Origin of the sequence: Niameybacter sp., from assembly GCF_036655075.1 — a bacterium.
GTDB lineage: Bacteria > Bacillota > Clostridia > Lachnospirales > Cellulosilyticaceae > Holtiella.
Map to the genome: position 1 here is coordinate 1 of NZ_JAVVQU010000044.1, position 17,126 is coordinate 17,126.

13 protein-coding genes and 1 other annotated feature are annotated in these 17,126 nt (G+C 36.2%); of the genes, 4 read left to right on the forward strand and 9 right to left on the reverse strand.

All coding sequences use genetic code 11. The features are described from left to right. Nucleotides 1-44: 44 nt before the first annotated feature. The 6 genes from RRY75_RS11330 to RRY75_RS11355 form a co-directional block, all read right to left on the reverse strand. Nucleotides 45-806: a hypothetical protein gene (locus RRY75_RS11330; RefSeq protein WP_332493497.1), complete on the reverse strand. Its 762-nt coding sequence runs from the start codon at nt 804-806 to the stop codon at nt 45-47. A 95-nt stretch (nt 807-901) separates the two neighbouring features. Next, on the reverse strand, nt 902-1,738 hold the full coding sequence (locus tag RRY75_RS11335; protein ID WP_332493496.1) for a LuxR C-terminal-related transcriptional regulator: 837 nt from the start codon (nt 1,736-1,738) through the stop codon (nt 902-904). A 264-nt stretch (nt 1,739-2,002) separates the two neighbouring features. After that, nucleotides 2,003-3,394, reverse strand: coding sequence for an asparagine--tRNA ligase (asnS, locus tag RRY75_RS11340; RefSeq protein WP_332527772.1), 1,392 nt, complete (start codon nt 3,392-3,394; stop codon nt 2,003-2,005). 66 nt (nt 3,395-3,460) lie between these two features. After that, nucleotides 3,461-3,700: a binding site (T-box leader), on the reverse strand. 136 nt (nt 3,701-3,836) lie between these two features. After that, on the reverse strand, nt 3,837-4,631 hold the full coding sequence (locus tag RRY75_RS11345) for a TrmH family RNA methyltransferase (RefSeq protein WP_332493494.1): 795 nt from the start codon (nt 4,629-4,631) through the stop codon (nt 3,837-3,839). Then, nucleotides 4,618-5,286, reverse strand: a complete 669-nt coding sequence (locus RRY75_RS11350; protein WP_332493493.1) for a potassium channel family protein — start codon at nt 5,284-5,286, stop codon at nt 4,618-4,620. Before RRY75_RS11350 ends, RRY75_RS11345 begins: the two co-directional genes overlap by 14 nt. 15 nt (nt 5,287-5,301) lie before the next feature. Then, entirely contained in the window at nt 5,302-6,708 is a 1,407-nt protein-coding gene (locus RRY75_RS11355) for a TrkH family potassium uptake protein (RefSeq protein ID WP_332493492.1), read from the reverse strand. A gap of 190 nt (nt 6,709-6,898) precedes the next feature. Between RRY75_RS11355 and RRY75_RS11360 the strand changes: the two genes are divergently transcribed. Next, the gene (locus RRY75_RS11360) at nt 6,899-8,104 is read left to right on the forward strand and encodes an FprA family A-type flavoprotein (RefSeq protein WP_332493491.1); all 1,206 of its coding nucleotides are present in this window, start codon (nt 6,899-6,901) and stop codon (nt 8,102-8,104) included. Nucleotides 8,105-8,165: 61 nt separating this feature from the next. Here the strand turns inward: RRY75_RS11360 and pyk are convergent, their stop codons facing one another. The 3 genes from pyk to RRY75_RS11375 all read right to left on the reverse strand — a co-directional run bounded on the left by pyk (nt 8,166) and on the right by RRY75_RS11375 (nt 14,562). Further along, nucleotides 8,166-9,929, reverse strand: coding sequence for a pyruvate kinase (pyk, locus tag RRY75_RS11365; protein ID WP_332493490.1), 1,764 nt, complete (start codon nt 9,927-9,929; stop codon nt 8,166-8,168). A gap of 38 nt (nt 9,930-9,967) precedes the next feature. Then, nucleotides 9,968-10,939 carry a 6-phosphofructokinase gene (gene pfkA / locus RRY75_RS11370; protein ID WP_332493489.1) on the reverse strand — a complete coding sequence of 324 codons (972 nt, stop codon included), beginning with the start codon at nt 10,937-10,939 and terminating at the stop codon, nt 9,968-9,970. A gap of 134 nt (nt 10,940-11,073) precedes the next feature. Beyond that, nucleotides 11,074-14,562: a DNA polymerase III subunit alpha gene (locus RRY75_RS11375; RefSeq protein WP_332493488.1), complete on the reverse strand. Its 3,489-nt coding sequence runs from the start codon at nt 14,560-14,562 to the stop codon at nt 11,074-11,076. A gap of 408 nt (nt 14,563-14,970) precedes the next feature. Between RRY75_RS11375 and RRY75_RS11380 the strand changes: the two genes are divergently transcribed. The 3 genes from RRY75_RS11380 to RRY75_RS11390 all read left to right on the forward strand — a co-directional run. Continuing rightward, nucleotides 14,971-15,990: a sensor histidine kinase gene (locus tag RRY75_RS11380; protein WP_332716794.1), complete on the forward strand. Its 1,020-nt coding sequence runs from the start codon at nt 14,971-14,973 to the stop codon at nt 15,988-15,990. 100 nt (nt 15,991-16,090) lie between these two features. Continuing rightward, nucleotides 16,091-16,915, forward strand: coding sequence for a TraX family protein (locus RRY75_RS11385; RefSeq protein ID WP_332527770.1), 825 nt, complete (start codon nt 16,091-16,093; stop codon nt 16,913-16,915). A gap of 10 nt (nt 16,916-16,925) precedes the next feature. Further along, nucleotides 16,926-17,126: ATP-binding cassette domain-containing protein (locus tag RRY75_RS11390; protein WP_332493485.1), on the forward strand; the 201-nt coding region annotated here is incomplete at its 3' end.

Here is a 17,126-nt window from a genome sequence, read left to right on the forward strand (position 1 = left end):
TATAAAAGGAATTAGAGCCTCATGCTCTAACTCCTTTTATTTTTTCACCTATAATTTTCTTTCAAAAACTCTATCCATCCTTCATAAACAGTTTTCTCAGTTACGCCTAGTACTTGATTATAATCCAGTACTTCTGCTAATTCTTCTACCTTTTTCCATCCATAGGCATCTTTTAAATATTCCACATAAGTATATGAAAATTCATACCCACCCATCTTATTGAATGCAACAGGATTAGAAGTATGCATTTGCTTTAATGAGGGAATAAAAATACTTCTACTATATAAGTTATCAGGAGCTACTTGACCCGACAAATACCCTGCAAGTCCTTCATCTAACCAAAGGGGCATCTTCTTATTTTTAACTGAATTATAAGCATGCACCATCTCATGAACACTCGCATTCCTCACACTGTCGTAATCATGAGCCTTACCTGAATTATTGGGAGAGGTTAGCAATACGTTTACCCCTCTATTATCCCCTATATACCAATCCAAGCCAAGAAACCATGTTATGTATCCATACTTTTTGGTTTGAAGTGTTTTTTGACTGTCATAAATATAGATGTTAATTCCTTGAGAACTGCTAAACCCAAGACTACGTGCAATACGTTTACTTTCGCCTTCTGCTAATTCAAATACATCTTTTGCACCGCTCTCATCTGTCTCATAGTATACATCTACAAAATCACCTGTTAGCTTATGCATCTGCTTTGTCTTCAAGCTCCATGTAGGTATAAAATTAATGATTATTAAACCTATCACTATACCTATTAATCCTATCATCTGGTTCCTTCTTTTTTTCATCATCATTACTCCTATCTTCAAATAGTTTTGTAATGATATCCTATTCAATTTCAAATAAAACAACTAGTTACTAGGGTCACAGATTACCTATGACTTTAGTCATAGGTATGGTAATACTGACTATATTTCACCACTAAGGCCGTTCTATCTCTTATCTCTACCTTATCATAAATGCCAGAAACATAGTTTTTCACCGTTCCCACAGATAGATAGAGTTGACTTGCAATCTGTGCATTTGTATAACCTCTAATAAGCAACTCAAAAACGCTCTTTTCTCGTTCTGTCAGTAGGCTAAGTACTTTATCAAGTTCAGATACCTTTTTTATATTATCCTCTTCTTCAACAGGGCCTTGTTGTTCCCTAATGACTTCATAAAAGCTATTAAAGAATTTCATCACTCTACTACAAAGGAAATACAAAAGAAGTGTAGCACATATATACTGGATGATACGAGGCACTGCACCATATAGCATAATTGCTTGCAAATCTGTAAAAGGTTCAATCCAAGGCTGAAACAGTTTAAACCCTGTTATGAAATGAGATATGACAATATTAACTATTGTGCAAATACCTGTGTACCACATAACTTTTTTATCCAAGTAGAAAGCACTTATAATAGATGGTATCACAAAGAGTAAAACCGTTTGAAAGGTAAATATGACATAAGCAATTCCAGTAAACACAATGATACATGTAACAATGACATATTTGACCCATTTACCATCCTTATGCAACACATTCACCAATACTGTTGGCAAGATTAATGGAATGAATGATGCTGCTATAAAGCTATTTATAATATAAGGATAAATATCAAACACGTTAATCCAGCACAATACCCCTACCATTAAAATGAAAAGACCTATAATCCTAATGGCACTTGCTACGATCTCATTGGTTTCATACTCATTTTTCTTATATATTTCTTCCATGCTTAACCTCCTATGTACATGCTATTGTACATGCTATTTATTCTCAAAACTTTTATTTAGCATTCTTGTGACAGCATCTTAGAGATAATATGACTTGAGCGCTATAAAATTCTGTACTCAAATCTACTCTTATATTCTTATTATAAATTTTTCTTTCTTATAGCGTCAATTGTATTCTGCTAACTTTCTTTAACATCAAAAAAGCACCGCATCCATATTGTCAATGAATGCAATGCCTTTAATAAAAACAAAATAATTTTCTATTTAGAATTCTGCTGAACCTGTAGTTCTTGGGAATGGGATAACGTCACGGATGTTAGTCATACCTGTTAAGTACATGATAAGTCTTTCGAATCCAAGACCAAATCCTGCATGACGTGTGCCACCGAATCTTCTAAGGTCTAAGTACCACCAGTAATCTTCTTCGTTAAGACCAAGCTCTGCCATTCTAGCAAGAAGTACGTCTAAGTCCTCTTCTCTTTGGCTACCGCCAATAAGCTCACCAATGCCTGGTACAAGAAGGTCCATAGCTGCTACTGTTTTACCATCTTCATTAAGTTTCATGTAGAAGGCTTTGATTTCTTTTGGATAGTTAATAACGAACACTGGTTTTTTGAAGTGTTCTTCTGTTAAGAAACGTTCATGTTCTGTTTGAAGGTCACATCCCCAGAATACTGGGTATTCGAATTCTTTTCCACATGTTTTAAGAATTTCTACAGCTTCTGTGTAATCCACTACACCAAAGTCTGCACTTACTACACCTTGTAATCTTTCTAAAATACCTTTGTCTACGAATTGGTTGAAGAACGCCATTTCTTCTGGTGCATTTTCAAGTACGTAGTTGATTACAAATTTTACCATGTCTTCTGCAAGACGCATATCATCTTTAAGGTCTGCAAAAGCGATTTCTGGCTCAATCATCCAGAACTCTGCTGCATGGCGAGGTGTGTTTGATTTTTCCGCACGGAATGTTGGTCCAAATGTATATACATCTCTAAATGCCATAGCAAATGTTTCAGCTGAAAGCTGACCACTTACTGTTAAGCCTGCCATTTTGCCAAAGAAATCTTCTTTGAAGTCTACTTCACCTTGGTCAGTCATTGGAGGGTTTTTAGCATCAAGTGTTGTTACTTTAAACATTTCCCCTGCACCTTCACAGTCATTTGCTGTAATAAGTGGAGTATGTGCATAGACGAAGTTACGTTCTTGGAAGAACTTGTGTACTGCATAGGCTGCTAAAGAACGTACTCTAAATACAGCTGAAAATGTGTTTGTTCTTGGACGAAGGTGCGCAATTTGTCTTAAGAACTCAAATGAGTGACGTTTCTTTTGAAGTGGATACTCTGCTGGACAGCTTCCTTCTACTTCAATTTCTACTGCTTTAATTTCAAAAGGTTGTTTTTGGCCTGGTGTTGCTACTAAGTTACCTTTAACGACAATGGCTGCACCTACACCTAATTTTGCTATATCTTTAAAGTTATCAAGTTTATCTTCAAATACAACTTGAACACTCTTGAAAAATGTCCCATCATTTAATTCAATAAACCCAAAAGTTTTTGAGTCTCTAACTGTTTTTACCCATCCTGCTACTGTTATACTTGTGCCTACATACTCATCTGTACTACGGTATAAATGTCTGATTGCTACTGTATCCATTTCTCCATCTCCTTTAATAATTTGAGTGTAATAAAAGACAATAAAAAAAGCTCCATCCCTATGAAACATAGGGACGAAGCTGACTCTCCGCGGTACCACCCTAGTTGGCCTACTGGCCCAACTCTTTGGTTAGTATATCTACTAATATACTCTAGATGTAACGGTCTAGTCCCGTCTAAGCCTACTCATTCCTTTTCGGTTAGAAACTCCAAGATGTTCTTCATCTAAAACTTGTTACCAAATTCCCAGCACCATTGGCTCTCTAAAAACGCTGTTTCAGACTACTCTTCTTTTCATCGTCTATTATCTATTCATACTATAAAATATGTTTTTCATTATAGAGTGTTCCATTCATTTTGTCAACACTCCCAGCGTACTATTAATCCTCTAAAACTTTTCCACTTAAACCTTCTATAGGATGCCCTTATAACTTGCATATGGTCTACCCTTGTGTACGTTGACGCATAACCTCATACATACAAATAGAAGCTGCAATAGAAGCATTAAGAGACTCTAAGCCACCTGGCATTGGAATGTAGACCTTTTGGTCAGCTACTTCTAATGCTTCATTAGAAACGCCATTCCCTTCATTGCCTATGATTAATACATGTCCTTTGACAAAATCTGCCTCTGCTACTTTACATGCTGTTTCATCTAATGCTGTTGTATAGAGTGTTAAGCCATTTTTCTTTGCCCACTCTATATAATCTTCTAGATTTTCACCTACTACAATAGGTACGTGTAAAAGTGCTCCCATTGTACTACGTACGGTCTTCGGACTATATAAATCTACGCACCCTTTTGTTAAGAAGATTGCTTCTACACCAAACCCGTAGGCTGTACGAATAATAGTTCCTAAATTTCCTGGGTCTTGTAAGTTTTCAAGCAGAAGATAAAACCCTTGGGGTTTTGCTTCTATTTTATTTAAAATAAACTCTTTCATTTTAACAAGTGCTAAAATCCCTTGTGGTGTCTCAGTTCCACTCATTGTTTTAAATAATTCACTAGGTACGACAATATTTTGTTTTGTTCCTACTACTTTTAACTCCGATTCATCAAATAAGTCACTCATCACAATCGTATCAATTTCATAGTGACTAGGAATTTCATTGACACTTCTAATCCCCTCGATAAGGAAAATCCCCTGTTTTTTGCGTTCATTCTTCTTCGCTTGAAGCACTTGAATGTTCTTAATGATAGGATTACTTCCACTACTAATAAATTTACTGTTTACCATATCTCTTAGCCTCTAAGAATTGAATTTGCTTATTGCTTCCTACAACAACAAGTGTATCTTCTGTTTCTAAAATATAATTTGGTGAAGGTGAAATATCAATTGATCCACCACGTTGAACAGCAATAATATTGATGCCATATACGCCACGTGGGTCTACTTCAATAATACTCTTACCTTTCCAGTCTGGTAGGATACCCATTTCAATAATGCTATATTCAGATGATAGTTGAATATGATCAAGAATATTCCCTGAAATTAAGTTGTTGGCAATACGCATTCCCATTTCTTGTTCTGGTAAAATGATACGGTCTGCTCCGATTTTACGTAATACACGTTCATGAATCTCACTACTTGCTTTTGCTACAACGTAAGGAATCCCTAATTCTTTTAGTAATAATGTAGTCATAATACTTGCTTGAATATCTTTTCCTATCGCTACAATTGCCACATCAAAGTTACGAATGCCCAATGATTTGAGCGTATCCATATCAGAGGCATCTGCTTGTACTGCATGCGTTACAAGTGGTGCAATTTCTTGTACACTTTCTTCGCATTTATCTACAACCATGACTTCATAGCCTGCTTCTGCAAGTGTTGTCGCTAAGCTAAGCCCAAATCTACCAAGTCCAAAAATAACAAATTGTTTCCCTCTCATAACTAACCTCTCCTTTTAGCCTACCATGACTTTCTCTTCTGGATATTGAATACTTTGTTTTTCTTTCCCTCTCTTTTGTCTAACCATTAAAGCAACAGCAATGGTAACTGGCCCAAGGCGTCCAATAAACATTAATATAATAATCATAATCTTACCGATTGTTGTAAGACTTGCTGTAATACCTAAAGTTAAACCTACTGTACCAAAGGCAGATACTACTTCAAATAGAATGTCCATAAATTCAGCACTCTCTGTTACCGTCAAAATCATAAGCATTGCAATCACCGCTGTAATAGCGATCATAACAACCGTTAATGCACGGGTAATCACAGCAATGGGTATACGACGATTGTATACTTCTGTATTTTCTCTACCTCTAATAGTTGATATTGCACATAAAATAAGTACACCTATAGTTACCGTTTTGACACCACCAGCTGTACCTGCTGGCGATCCTCCAATAAACATTAATATAATAGTCATTAACTTAGATGCAGGTGTCAGATCTGCAAGTGGCAATGTATTAAAACCAGCTGTACGTGGTGATACAGATTGGAAGAGTGCTGCATAAAGTTTATCTTTAAAAGATAGCATCCCTAATGTATTAGGATTTTTAAATTCTACTAAGAAAAAGAAGATGAATCCAAAGACGATTAAAGAAATACTAATAAGCCATACAAGTTTGGTATGTAGTGGCATCTTGTAGAAAGCTTGTTTCCATGTAAAATGTTCTGCTGACTGTCTTTTCATCTTAATCATGTTATAGGTATCCATCCACACGCAAAAACCTAATCCACCAGCAATAATGAGTCCCATGATTGTGAAGTTAACAAGGCCATTGCCTACATATGGTGTTAAACTATTACTGCCTACTAAATCAAATCCCGCATTACAAAATGCTGAAATAGCATGGAATATAGAGTATCCCACACCTTTTATAAACCCATGTTCTGGGATAAAAACAAAGGATAGTAAAAAGGCACCTATTCCTTCTACGAAAAATGTAAGTATAACAACTGCTTTTGTAAAGCGTACAATACCGGCCATCGTATTTGAACTAAATGCTTCTTGCATAATTAATCTATTTTTCAAAGTAATTTTCTTGCCCATAAAAACAAAAATCATACTCACTAAAGACATGAATCCAAGTCCACCTATCTGAATACAAAACAAAATAATAATCTTTCCAAATAGCGACCAGTGTTCTAGTGTATTCACGACAACAAGCCCTGTTACACATACTGCAGATGTAGACGTAAATAAAGCATCAACAAAGTTAGTGGTTTCTCCACTTTGACTACTAATAGGTAACATCAGCAATACGGTAGCGACTAAAATAAGGCATAAAAACCCTGCTACTAGTATCTGAGACGGACCTAAGCTGCTTTTAAATATCCCATGCTGCTCATTTAGATTATTCATCTTTTTTATCTCTCCTATGATTTGTTAATTTATGTAATCGTTAGATATTATATCATACCACAATTTAAAATACAAAGTTCCTCAATCTTTTTATTAGGTTTCGCTTTTTTATTTGTAATCATGTATATAATATTTGCCACTTCCCATACTAAATGATAAATGTATTTTATGTATTGAAAGGAATTTTGTTATGAATAAACCCATCAGCATCCAACCAGACTTTTTTTGGCTAGGTGCCTTAGATTTTGATTTGCGTATTTTTGATATTGTTATGGAGACACAATTTGGTACAAGCTATAATAGCTATTTGCTTAAAACGGATTCTCATACAGTCCTTTTTGAAACAGTGAAAGAAAGTTTTTTTGACACCTTCTTAGATAAACTAAAATGCCTATGCGTACCTTCTGATATAGACTATATTGTTATCAATCATACAGAACCCGACCATGCAGGAAGCCTTAATCTTCTTTTAGAATACGCACCTCACGCTACTGTTATCTGCAGTGTAGTCGCTCTAAAATATTTAACCCAAATCATCAATCGACCATTCAAGCATCATGTAGTCAAAGATCAAGAAACACTCCAATTAGGTAATCGCACCTTACGCTTTATTCTGGCCCCTTTCCTACATTGGCCTGATACCATGTATACTTACATTGAAGAAGATCACATTCTTGTCACTTGCGATTCTTTTGGGGCTCATTATGCTAACCCTATTCTCCTAAGAAGCCACTTAGAAGAAAATCATGCAAACAACTACTTATCCGCTTACAAATATTACTTTGACATGATTATGGGACCTTTTAAGCCCTACGTCTTAAAAGCTCTTCATAAAATTGAAAATTTGCCCCTTGATTTCATTTGTCCAGGACATGGTCTTATTCTAGATGCATCACAAATTCCTCATCATTTAGCGCTCTACAAAACTTGGTCACTACCTGTGGTGCGTTCTAAGCCCTCTGTAGTTATTGCCTATGTATCTGCCTATGGCTACACAGAAAGTTTAGCTTGGCAAATTGCCCAAGGCTTACAATCTGCTCGTAAAGATATAGATGTACACCTTTTTGACCTTGTCTCTACACCATTAGAGCGTGTGCTAACCGAAGTAGAACATTGCTGTGGACTTATTATAGGCTCTCCTACTATTTTATCTGATACCCTTCCCCCTATTTGGCAACTGCTTACTTCACTCAATCCAACCGTTCATAAAGGAAAGAAAGCAACTGCCTTTGGTTCTTACGGTTGGAGCGGTGAAGCTGTAGATTTCATTGTAGAGCGGCTTGAGCAACTCAAAATGAATATGATGGTTCCCCCTCTTAAAATTCTCTTCAAACCTAATTCAGATAATCTTGCTGAAGCTTTCAAACTTGGAGAATCCTTTGGAGAAAATTTATAAAGAGCAAATAATTAAAGAGAGAGACTGCACTATGCAGACTCTCTCTTTAATTATTAATGATTTATTTTTTAGGTACAACCCCGTTATATACAAGACCTTTTTCACTGTCTACAGTAATCATTGTCGCACTTCTTATCGCTTCAACTACATTTTTAGCACCGATAATAACAGGTATATCTAATGTTCTACCTACTATTGTCGCATGATTGTTTTCTTCATGACTACTATCTTCTACAACGATAGCGCTTGCCTTTTTCATATAAGGTAAGAAAGAATTATCTGTTTTAGCGGTAACAAGAATGTCACCTTTTTTAAAGTATTTATCTGCTTCATCTAAAACTTTTACAACGCTTGCTTTTCCTGTAACTGCTTTTTTGCCATAACCAATACCTCTTGCAAGAACATTGCCTACATACTGTGCTTTTAAGATATTCGTTGTACCTGCTACACCTACAGGTACACCTGCAGTAAGTACAACGACATCGCCTTGTTTCGCAAAACCAAGTTCTTCAGCTTTCTTAACAGCTGCTGCAAAGGCTTCATCTGTAGATTCTTCTTCAATTTTCACAAGGAATGGTGTACATCCCCATACAAGGTTAAGTTGACGCCTTACACGCTCATCTGTTGTACAAGCTACAATTGGACAAGATGGTTTAAACTTAGACACTGCACGTGCTGTATGACCTGATTTAGTAATGGTAACAATAGCGCTTGCACTAAGGTCTGTTGCTGTTTGGCAAGTCGCATGGCTAATAGCATTAGTCATACTTAGTTTGCCTTCTCCTATACTCATTGGTAAGTTGTAAAGCTTACTTGCATTTTCTGCTGTAACTGCAATGCGATTCATCATACCAATGGCTTCAAGTGGATAGTCACCTTTTGCCGTTTCCCCTGAAAGCATAATAGCTGATGTCCCATCAAAAATAGCATTGGCTACATCACTAGCTTCTGCACGTGTTGGACGTGGGTTACGAATCATAGAGTCTAGCATTTGAGTTGCTGTTACAACAGGCTTACCTAAGTCATTTGCCTTTTTAATAAGTTCTTTTTGTACAATAGGTACTTCTTCTGCTGGAATTTCAACACCAAGGTCTCCACGTGCTACCATGATTGCATCAGCAACTTGAAGAATTTCATCAATATTATTTACACCGTCTCGGTTCTCTATTTTGGCAATGATTTGGATGTCTCCACCACCATTGGTCTCCAAAACTTGACGAATTTTAACAACATCGTTTGCACATCTGATAAAAGAGGCTGCAATGTAGTCAAAGCCTACTTCTGCACCAAATTTAATATCTGCTAAATCCTTGTCTGTCAAAGCTGGCAAGTTTACAAAGACATCAGGAATATTAATTCCTTTTCTTGAACCTAAACTCCCACCATTTTCAACACTACATTCTACCTCTGTACTTGTTAAGTTTTTTACTTTCAATTCAATAAGTCCATCATCAATCAGAATACGACTACCACGTTTTAAATCATATGGAAGATTTTTATAAGTCACGCTTACACGTTCACCATTACCTTCAATTTCATCTGTTGTTAATATAAAAGTATCGCCAATACTTAGTTTAATATCTTGGTCATCCGCCATCACACCTGTACGAATCTCAGGTCCTTTTGTATCTAAAATAATAGGAATTGGCTTATTCATTTCGTCTCTTACTTGTTTGACACGTTCTACTGTTGCACCATGAATTTCATGGTTATCATGTGAAAAGTTAATACGGATTGCATCTGCTCCTGCTCCGATTATACTGCGAATACTTTCAACATCCCTCGTTTTTGGCCCAAGTGTACTAATAATTTTAGTTTTACGCATCGCTTATCTCCCTTTAAATAGTTTATGTGTTTTAGGGTTTAGCAAAGGATATCTGTTAAGCTATACATGTAAGGATCTAATTGCTTAGTCATTTTCAGTGCTTCATTGATGTCATAATCTACATATTCCCCTTTAGCATAAGCTACAACACGCTTTGCTTTGCCTTCGCAAAGTAAGTCTACTGCTTTTGCACCCATCATAGATGCATGCATTCTATCTACAGCGGTTGGAGAACCTCCTCTTTGAAGATGTCCAAGTATTGTTGCACGTGTTTCAATGCCCGTCATTCTTTCAATCGTTTTTGCAAGGTCATCTGATCCACCTACACCTTCAGCTACAACAATGAGGAAATGTTTTTTACCCTTCTGCTTATTTTCTATAATGTTTTTCACAATTTCCTCATCAGATGGCTTTGGCATTTCTGGTAAAAGTACCATTTCTGCTCCTGAGTTAATAGCACACCACAATGCAATATAACCCGCATTACGTCCCATAACTTCTACAATTGAACATCTTTGATGTGAGGTAGAAGTATCACGTATTTTATTGATTGCATCCATAGCTGTATTAACAGCTGTATCAAAACCAATAGTATATTCGGTACAAGCAATATCTAGGTCAATTGTTCCTGGTACACCAATTGTATTAATCCCTAAATTTGCAAGTTTTTCTGCACCTTGGAAAGATCCATCTCCGCCGATTACAACAAGCCCATCAATCCCAAACACGCGGCACATATCTGCACCTCGTTTTTGTCCCTCTGGTTTGACAAACTCTAGACATCTAGCAGTTTGAAGAATTGTTCCACCACGTTGAATAATGTCAGATACACTACGTGTATCCATTTCAAATACATCTCCTGCAAGTAATCCATTGTATCCTTTTCGTATACCCATTACTTTAATACCACGTACAATGGCAGTTCTTACAACAGAACGAATAGCTGCATTCATACCTGGTGCATCTCCACCACTTGTTAAAACGCCTATTGTTGATACTTTTTGACTCATAGATACAACCCCCTGTTGCTGTGATTTGTTTTTGACTTACTTTCCTGATTTTGAAACTTTATAAAAAAACATTTTTATTCTCATTATATCTTAATCGTCTATAATTGTACAAAACTATATCTAAAATTGCAATATTAATCCATTCTTTTTGGTACTACTACACATTCTGAGCCCATAACTTCCTTAAGTTCCTGTATAATTTTCTCATTCAATCTAACATTATAACGTGGTGGAAAAGCTTTTTGTGTATGATTTTCTATGGATTCTACCACTACTTTAGTATTTCCGGGATACTTTAGAAAAATACTTAGTAGTTTATTACGGATGTCTTCTGTACGCTTTGTCTCATCTAATCTGAGTAAAAGTTGTTCTTTCTCTGTTTCAGGATTTAGAAGCACTTCTAGTGTAGTCATATCATCTGCTAAAACAACAGCTGCCTCTTCTTCTTTTATAGAAATATGTCCTTTAATAATAAGTACATGTTCTGGATCCAAACGTTCAAATTTCTCAAACTGATTTGGAAATACAATACATTCCAAGGTACCAGTTGTATCTTCTATAGTTAAAAAAGCCATTTTTTTATTCGTCTTTGTAAAAATAACTTTTTTCTCTGCTAGTAATCCACCTACTACAACTTGCTGACCATCTACTAGCTTATACTCTGTATTGGTCTCTTCCCCTTCTTCTTCCTCTATTTCAAGTTCTATAGCATGATGAGTAATATAACGTTCAAGTTGATTGGTTACTTTATCTAATGGATGCCCACTTAAATAAATTCCCATAACCTCTTTTTCGTAGTTTAAAATTTCTTTCATTTCAAACTCAGGGATATTAGGTAGATGGTCTTGATTCAAGTTAGATTCTTCTTCCTCTACACCTAAAGCAAAAAGATTAATCTGTCCTTGAATATTATTTTTACGATTGGATGCGACCCCATCTCCAATTTGCTTATAGGCTGCTATATATTGGCTACGTTTACCACCAAAATCATCAAAAGCTCCTGCTAGAATAAGACTTTCCACACAGCGCTTATTCACATCTTTTGAGTCCATACGGTTGTAGAAGTCTGTAAGGCTTTTAAATGGGCCATTTTTATCTCGCTCTTCTACTATACGGTCAATAACATTACGTCCAACGTTTTTGATAGCTGCTAAACCATACATAATCTGGTTATCTTTTGTACTAAAATACGCATACCCTTCATTAATATGTGGTGCTACAACTTCTATACCAAGTTTTTTACAGCTATCAATGTACTGCCGTACCTTTGGTGTAACATCCATAATAGAAGTCATAAGAGCAGCCATAAACTCTACCTTATAATAAGTTTTAAGATAAGCTGTCTGATAAGCAACAACTGCATAGCATGCCGCATGAGATTTGTTAAACGCATATTTTGCAAAATCAATCATATCATCAAATATTTGATTAGCTACATCTTTTGGAATGCCATTAGCAATAGCTCCTGGCACCTCTTCACCATCACCACTTAAGAAGATTTCTCGCTCCTTTTCCATGACCTCTGTCTTCTTCTTCCCCATAGCACGACGGAGTAAGTCACTTCGCCCTAAACTATATCCTCCTAGGTCTCGTACAATTTGCATAACCTGTTCTTGGTATACGATACAACCATATGTGTTTTCTAGAATGGGTTTCAGTGCTGGATGCGTATAAGTAATACTCTTTCTGTCTCTTTTCCCTTCTACATACTTAGGAATAAAGTCCATTGGACCTGGACGGTATAGAGATACCCCCGCAATGATATCTTCTAAGTTCTCGGGAGAGAGTTCTTTCATGAACGACTTCATCCCTGCGCTTTCTAATTGGAAAATCCCCTCGGTGTTACCTGAGGCAATCATTTGATATACTTTAGGGTCATCATAGTCAATCGTATTGATATCAATTTCAATATTATGATTTTGCTTAACCAATTTTACTGCATTATCAATAACTGTAAGGGTTCTAAGTCCTAGGAAGTCCATTTTGAGGAGTCCCAGTTCTTCTAATGTAGTCATTGGATACTGCGTAGTTACAGCACCATCACTGGCACTTAATGGTACATACTCTACTACAGGCTTCTTAGAGATTACAACACCAGCAGCATGGGTAGATGAGTGGCGTGGTAAACCTTCTAATTTAAGTGCTGTATTAATAAGGTACGCAACCTTTTCATCCGCCAGATATAAATCATTGAGCTCGTCATTCATCTTAAGCGCCTTTGTAATAGTCATCTTAAGCTCATTAGGAATCATCTTAGCAATACGGTCTACTTCTGGATATGGCATATTGATAGCTCGTCCTACGTCACGGATAACCGCCTTCGCAGACATCGTTCCAAAGGTCACAATCTGTGCTACACGCTCTTCTCCATATTTACGAATAACATAGTCAATAACTTCTTGACGGCGTTCATAACAGAAGTCGATATCAATATCAGGCATGCTGACACGTTCTGGATTTAAGAAACGTTCAAAGAGCAAGCTGTACTTAATCGGGTCAATATCCGTAATTTCTAATGTATATGCAACAATACTTCCAGCTGCCGAACCACGTCCTGGTCCTACTGGAATGTCATTACGCTTTGCATATTTGATAAAATCACTTACAATCAAGAAATAATCTACAAATCCCATCTGTATAATGACGTCTAACTCATATTCTAAACGCTCTTTAAGCTCATCGGTTATTTCTGTATATCTGAATTCCAACCCTTCAAAACAAAGCCTTCTTAAATAATCTTTAGGTTCCTCATCTGTAGGTACATCGAAACTTGGTAACTTTAAGTCATGGAACTCAAAGCTTACATTACAACGACTGGCAATGTCTACTGTATTCATTAAGGCTTCTTTGGCATATGGGAAGAGCCTGTACATCTGTTCTGGACTCTTGAGATAATACTGTCCCCCTTCATAAATCATACGGTCCTCATCCATCATGTTCTTACCTGTTTGAATACATAGTAAAACTTCATGTGGGTTGGCATCTTCTTCTAAAATATAATGTACGTCATTGGTTACTACAAGTGGCAGTCCTGTCTCCTCAGCAAGACGCATGGTAAGTTGATTGACTTTAGCTTGTTCTTTCATCCCATGGTCTTGAAGCTCAAGATAGAAATTTCCTTCTCCCATAATCTCCTGATATAGAAGTGCTTGAGACTTGGCTTTTTCATAGTTATCTTCTAGAAGGGGTCTAGATACTGGTCCTGCTAAACATGCTCCTAGTGCGATTAATCCATCATGGTGCTCCTTTAAAAGATCCACATCTATACGTGGCTTACGATAAAATCCTTCTGTAAAGCCTTGAGATACCATCTTGATTAAGTTTTGGTAACCTTCATTATTTTTAGCAAGTAGCACCAAGTGGTTATATCTTGCATCTTCTTTTTCTTTATCAAATCTAGTTCTTGGAGAAACATAGACCTCACAACCTATAATAGGCTTCACACCTATATCCAAAGCTGCTTTATAAAAGTCTATCGCTCCATACATAACTCCATGGTCTGTAATGGCAAGAGACTCCATTCCTTGTTCTTTTGCTTTTTTAAGTAAATCTTTAATTTTGGCAGATCCATCTAACAAACTATATTCAGTATGTACATGGAGATGTGTAAACGGCTGATTCATAAGAGTCTCCTTTCTCTATGTTGTAACTTGTACGCTTTTATAGTTAATATATCTTCTTATTTATTGATTTTAAAGGATATTATTATTATATCATCTTTTATACCATACTAATAGTCAGACTCCTTATAGAAACAAAAGGCAAACCTCTCCAGGCTTGCCTTTTGTTCCTTGAGTATAAAAGAAAAAGCCTAGATCAATAAGTTGCCTTATTATCTAAGCTTTCCCCAAACCGTGTACCATTAACAGTTCTAATTTGTCCTACGCTATTATAACCTAAAGTTGTCCCTATGACTATACATAAAATAACACTTTTTAGTTTTCTGACTTTTCTCGCCCCCGTATACGTTTGAAACCCTATACGTTATAGTAGAAATAGTTACCGTTATTTACTAAAAGGAGTTTTCCATTATGTCATTTAAATCATTTATTCACGCCAAACTTGTCACCCTGGTGGTGTATATCCTTCTCATGCTTTTTACAACGTCTTTTTTTATTGCCATGCATTTATCCGCTTACTCTATTCTGTTTTTTAATATGATTTTTGCTATAGCCTATATAAGCTTATTATTCTATGAGTTTTATAAAAAATCTAGTTATTATAACCGTGTTTTAAACGAGCTTGCTCTGCTTGACCAAAAGTATCTCCTCTGCGAGGTTCTGAGTGAACCTGATTTTCTAGAAGGTAAAATTCTCTACAATACTTTAAGCGAAACGAACAAATCGATGAATGATGTCATTGATTATTATCAAAGACTTCAATCTGAATATGAAGAATATATTGAGCTTTGGATCCATGAGATTAAGACACCTATAGCTTCTGCTAAACTTATTGCAGAAAACCACAGAACTCCAGAAGTTAGAAGTATTGATGAGGAAATTGACAAAATTGATGCTTTTATAGAGCAGGTCTTATTTTATTCAAGAAGTCAATTAGCTGAAAAGGACTATATTATCAAGGCTCTCCCTCTATCACAAATCGTAAACAAAGTCATTCGTAAGCATTCTAAAACTTTTATTACACTTCCTATTACCCTCAATCTAGATCTCCCAGAAGACTGTACTATTTACAGTGATTCTAAATGGATCGAGTTTATTCTAAGTCAAATTCTTAGCAACGCCATCAAATACCTAGATAAGCCTAACAAGGTCATTACCTTTTTTGCTGTGCAGAAGAAGCATGCCGTGGAACTTTCTATTCAAGACAATGGTATTGGTATTCCAGAAACTGACCTGCTTCGTGTATTTGACAAAGGCTTTACTGGTGAGAACGGACGTCTTTATGGGAAGTCAACAGGTATGGGGCTCTATCTTTGTCATAAACTCTCTCTCAAATTAGGACTAGACCTAACCCTTACCTCTACTCCACATATTGGCACTACCGTTACACTCTCTTTTCCAAAGAGCAAAATGCATCTTCTAGAAAGCTAGCTTACGAAATTGTAAGCTAGCTGTTCGTTTAATCCCACGCATCTTCTAATTATATCAGTTAAACTACATTTATCTTAAAACGATTTATGGAGGTATTTAAATGGATTTTATTAAAAAAGGCCTCAGTGGCTTTGATCTTAAACTATTTGCCCTTATTTTTATGACTTTTGATCATGTTAGAGAAATGCTAAGTGGCCTTCTTCCTATTCCAACTTGGTTTGGGATTATTGGACGCATCTCTGCACCACTCTTCATCTTTATGGTGGCAGAAGGCATGTGGCATACTCGCAACAGAGTTAAATATATGGGACGCTTATATCTGGCTTCAGTTAGCATGGCACTTTTAAACAATGTTGCCAATACGTATTTCCCTATGCCAAATGGTGGTATGATTATCAACAATATTTTTGCAACCATGTTCCTAATCACTTTCTTTATTCACTTTAGCGAGAAAACATTTGAAGCATTCAAAGCACGTCAATTTAGTAAAGCTTTTATAAATCTTGCTCTTATTGTTTCTCCTATCTTTTTAAGCTTTATTTTTGTAATGAATATGACTACTTTACCTCTTATTGTTCTTCAAATCGTACTTGTAGCATTGCCTCTTCCTATGCTTGTTGAAGGTGGTCCTATTTGGATTATATTAGGTATTGGCTTCTATTTATGTCATGGCAACAAAAAACGCACAGGTATCTTTTATGTCATTCTCTGTGTGCTCACTTTTATGCTATCAACAGGTATGGATTTCTCCTTTGAGAATCTATTCTTAATCAACTATCAATGGTTGATGATTTTAGCTTTACCTTCCCTTTTGCTTTATAACGGTGAAAAAGGAAAAGGCATGCGTTCTTTCTTTTACATTTATTATCCTGCACACCTTTATTTGTTACTAGGTGTAGCTTACATTATTAACGGATTACTTTAGGAGGTCTCTTATGGAAAAACTTTTAACTGTACAACAAATTCAAAAATACTATGGCGCACGTGGCAATATGACTAAGGCTTTAGACCACATTAACTTCGAGGTAGAAAAGGGCGAATTTGTAGCCATCATGGGCCCTTCTGGAAGTGGCAAAACTACCCTTCTTAACTGCATCTCTACTATCGATACTGTTACAAGTGGTCACATTGTCATA

What these genes read in the sequence shown, in the direction of transcription:
- RRY75_RS11375 (WP_332493488.1), bottom strand. Translation starts at nt 14,562, where the DNA reads ATGAATCAGCCGTTTACACATCTCCATGTACATACTGAATATAGTTTG.
- RRY75_RS11360 (WP_332493491.1), top strand. Translation starts at nt 6,899, where the DNA reads ATGAATAAACCCATCAGCATCCAACCAGACTTTTTTTGGCTAGGTGCC.
- pyk (WP_332493490.1), bottom strand. Translation starts at nt 9,929, where the DNA reads ATGCGTAAAACTAAAATTATTAGTACACTTGGGCCAAAAACGAGGGAT.
- asnS (WP_332527772.1), bottom strand. Translation starts at nt 3,394, where the DNA reads ATGGATACAGTAGCAATCAGACATTTATACCGTAGTACAGATGAGTAT.
- pfkA (WP_332493489.1), bottom strand. Translation starts at nt 10,939, where the DNA reads ATGAGTCAAAAAGTATCAACAATAGGCGTTTTAACAAGTGGTGGAGAT.
- RRY75_RS11345 (WP_332493494.1), bottom strand. Translation starts at nt 4,631, where the DNA reads ATGGTAAACAGTAAATTTATTAGTAGTGGAAGTAATCCTATCATTAAG.
- RRY75_RS11335 (WP_332493496.1), bottom strand. Translation starts at nt 1,738, where the DNA reads ATGGAAGAAATATATAAGAAAAATGAGTATGAAACCAATGAGATCGTA.
- RRY75_RS11385 (WP_332527770.1), top strand. Translation starts at nt 16,091, where the DNA reads ATGGATTTTATTAAAAAAGGCCTCAGTGGCTTTGATCTTAAACTATTT.
- RRY75_RS11380 (WP_332716794.1), top strand. Translation starts at nt 14,971, where the DNA reads ATGTCATTTAAATCATTTATTCACGCCAAACTTGTCACCCTGGTGGTG.
- RRY75_RS11330 (WP_332493497.1), bottom strand. Translation starts at nt 806, where the DNA reads ATGAAAAAAAGAAGGAACCAGATGATAGGATTAATAGGTATAGTGATA.
- RRY75_RS11350 (WP_332493493.1), bottom strand. Translation starts at nt 5,286, where the DNA reads ATGAGAGGGAAACAATTTGTTATTTTTGGACTTGGTAGATTTGGGCTT.
- RRY75_RS11355 (WP_332493492.1), bottom strand. Translation starts at nt 6,708, where the DNA reads ATGAATAATCTAAATGAGCAGCATGGGATATTTAAAAGCAGCTTAGGT.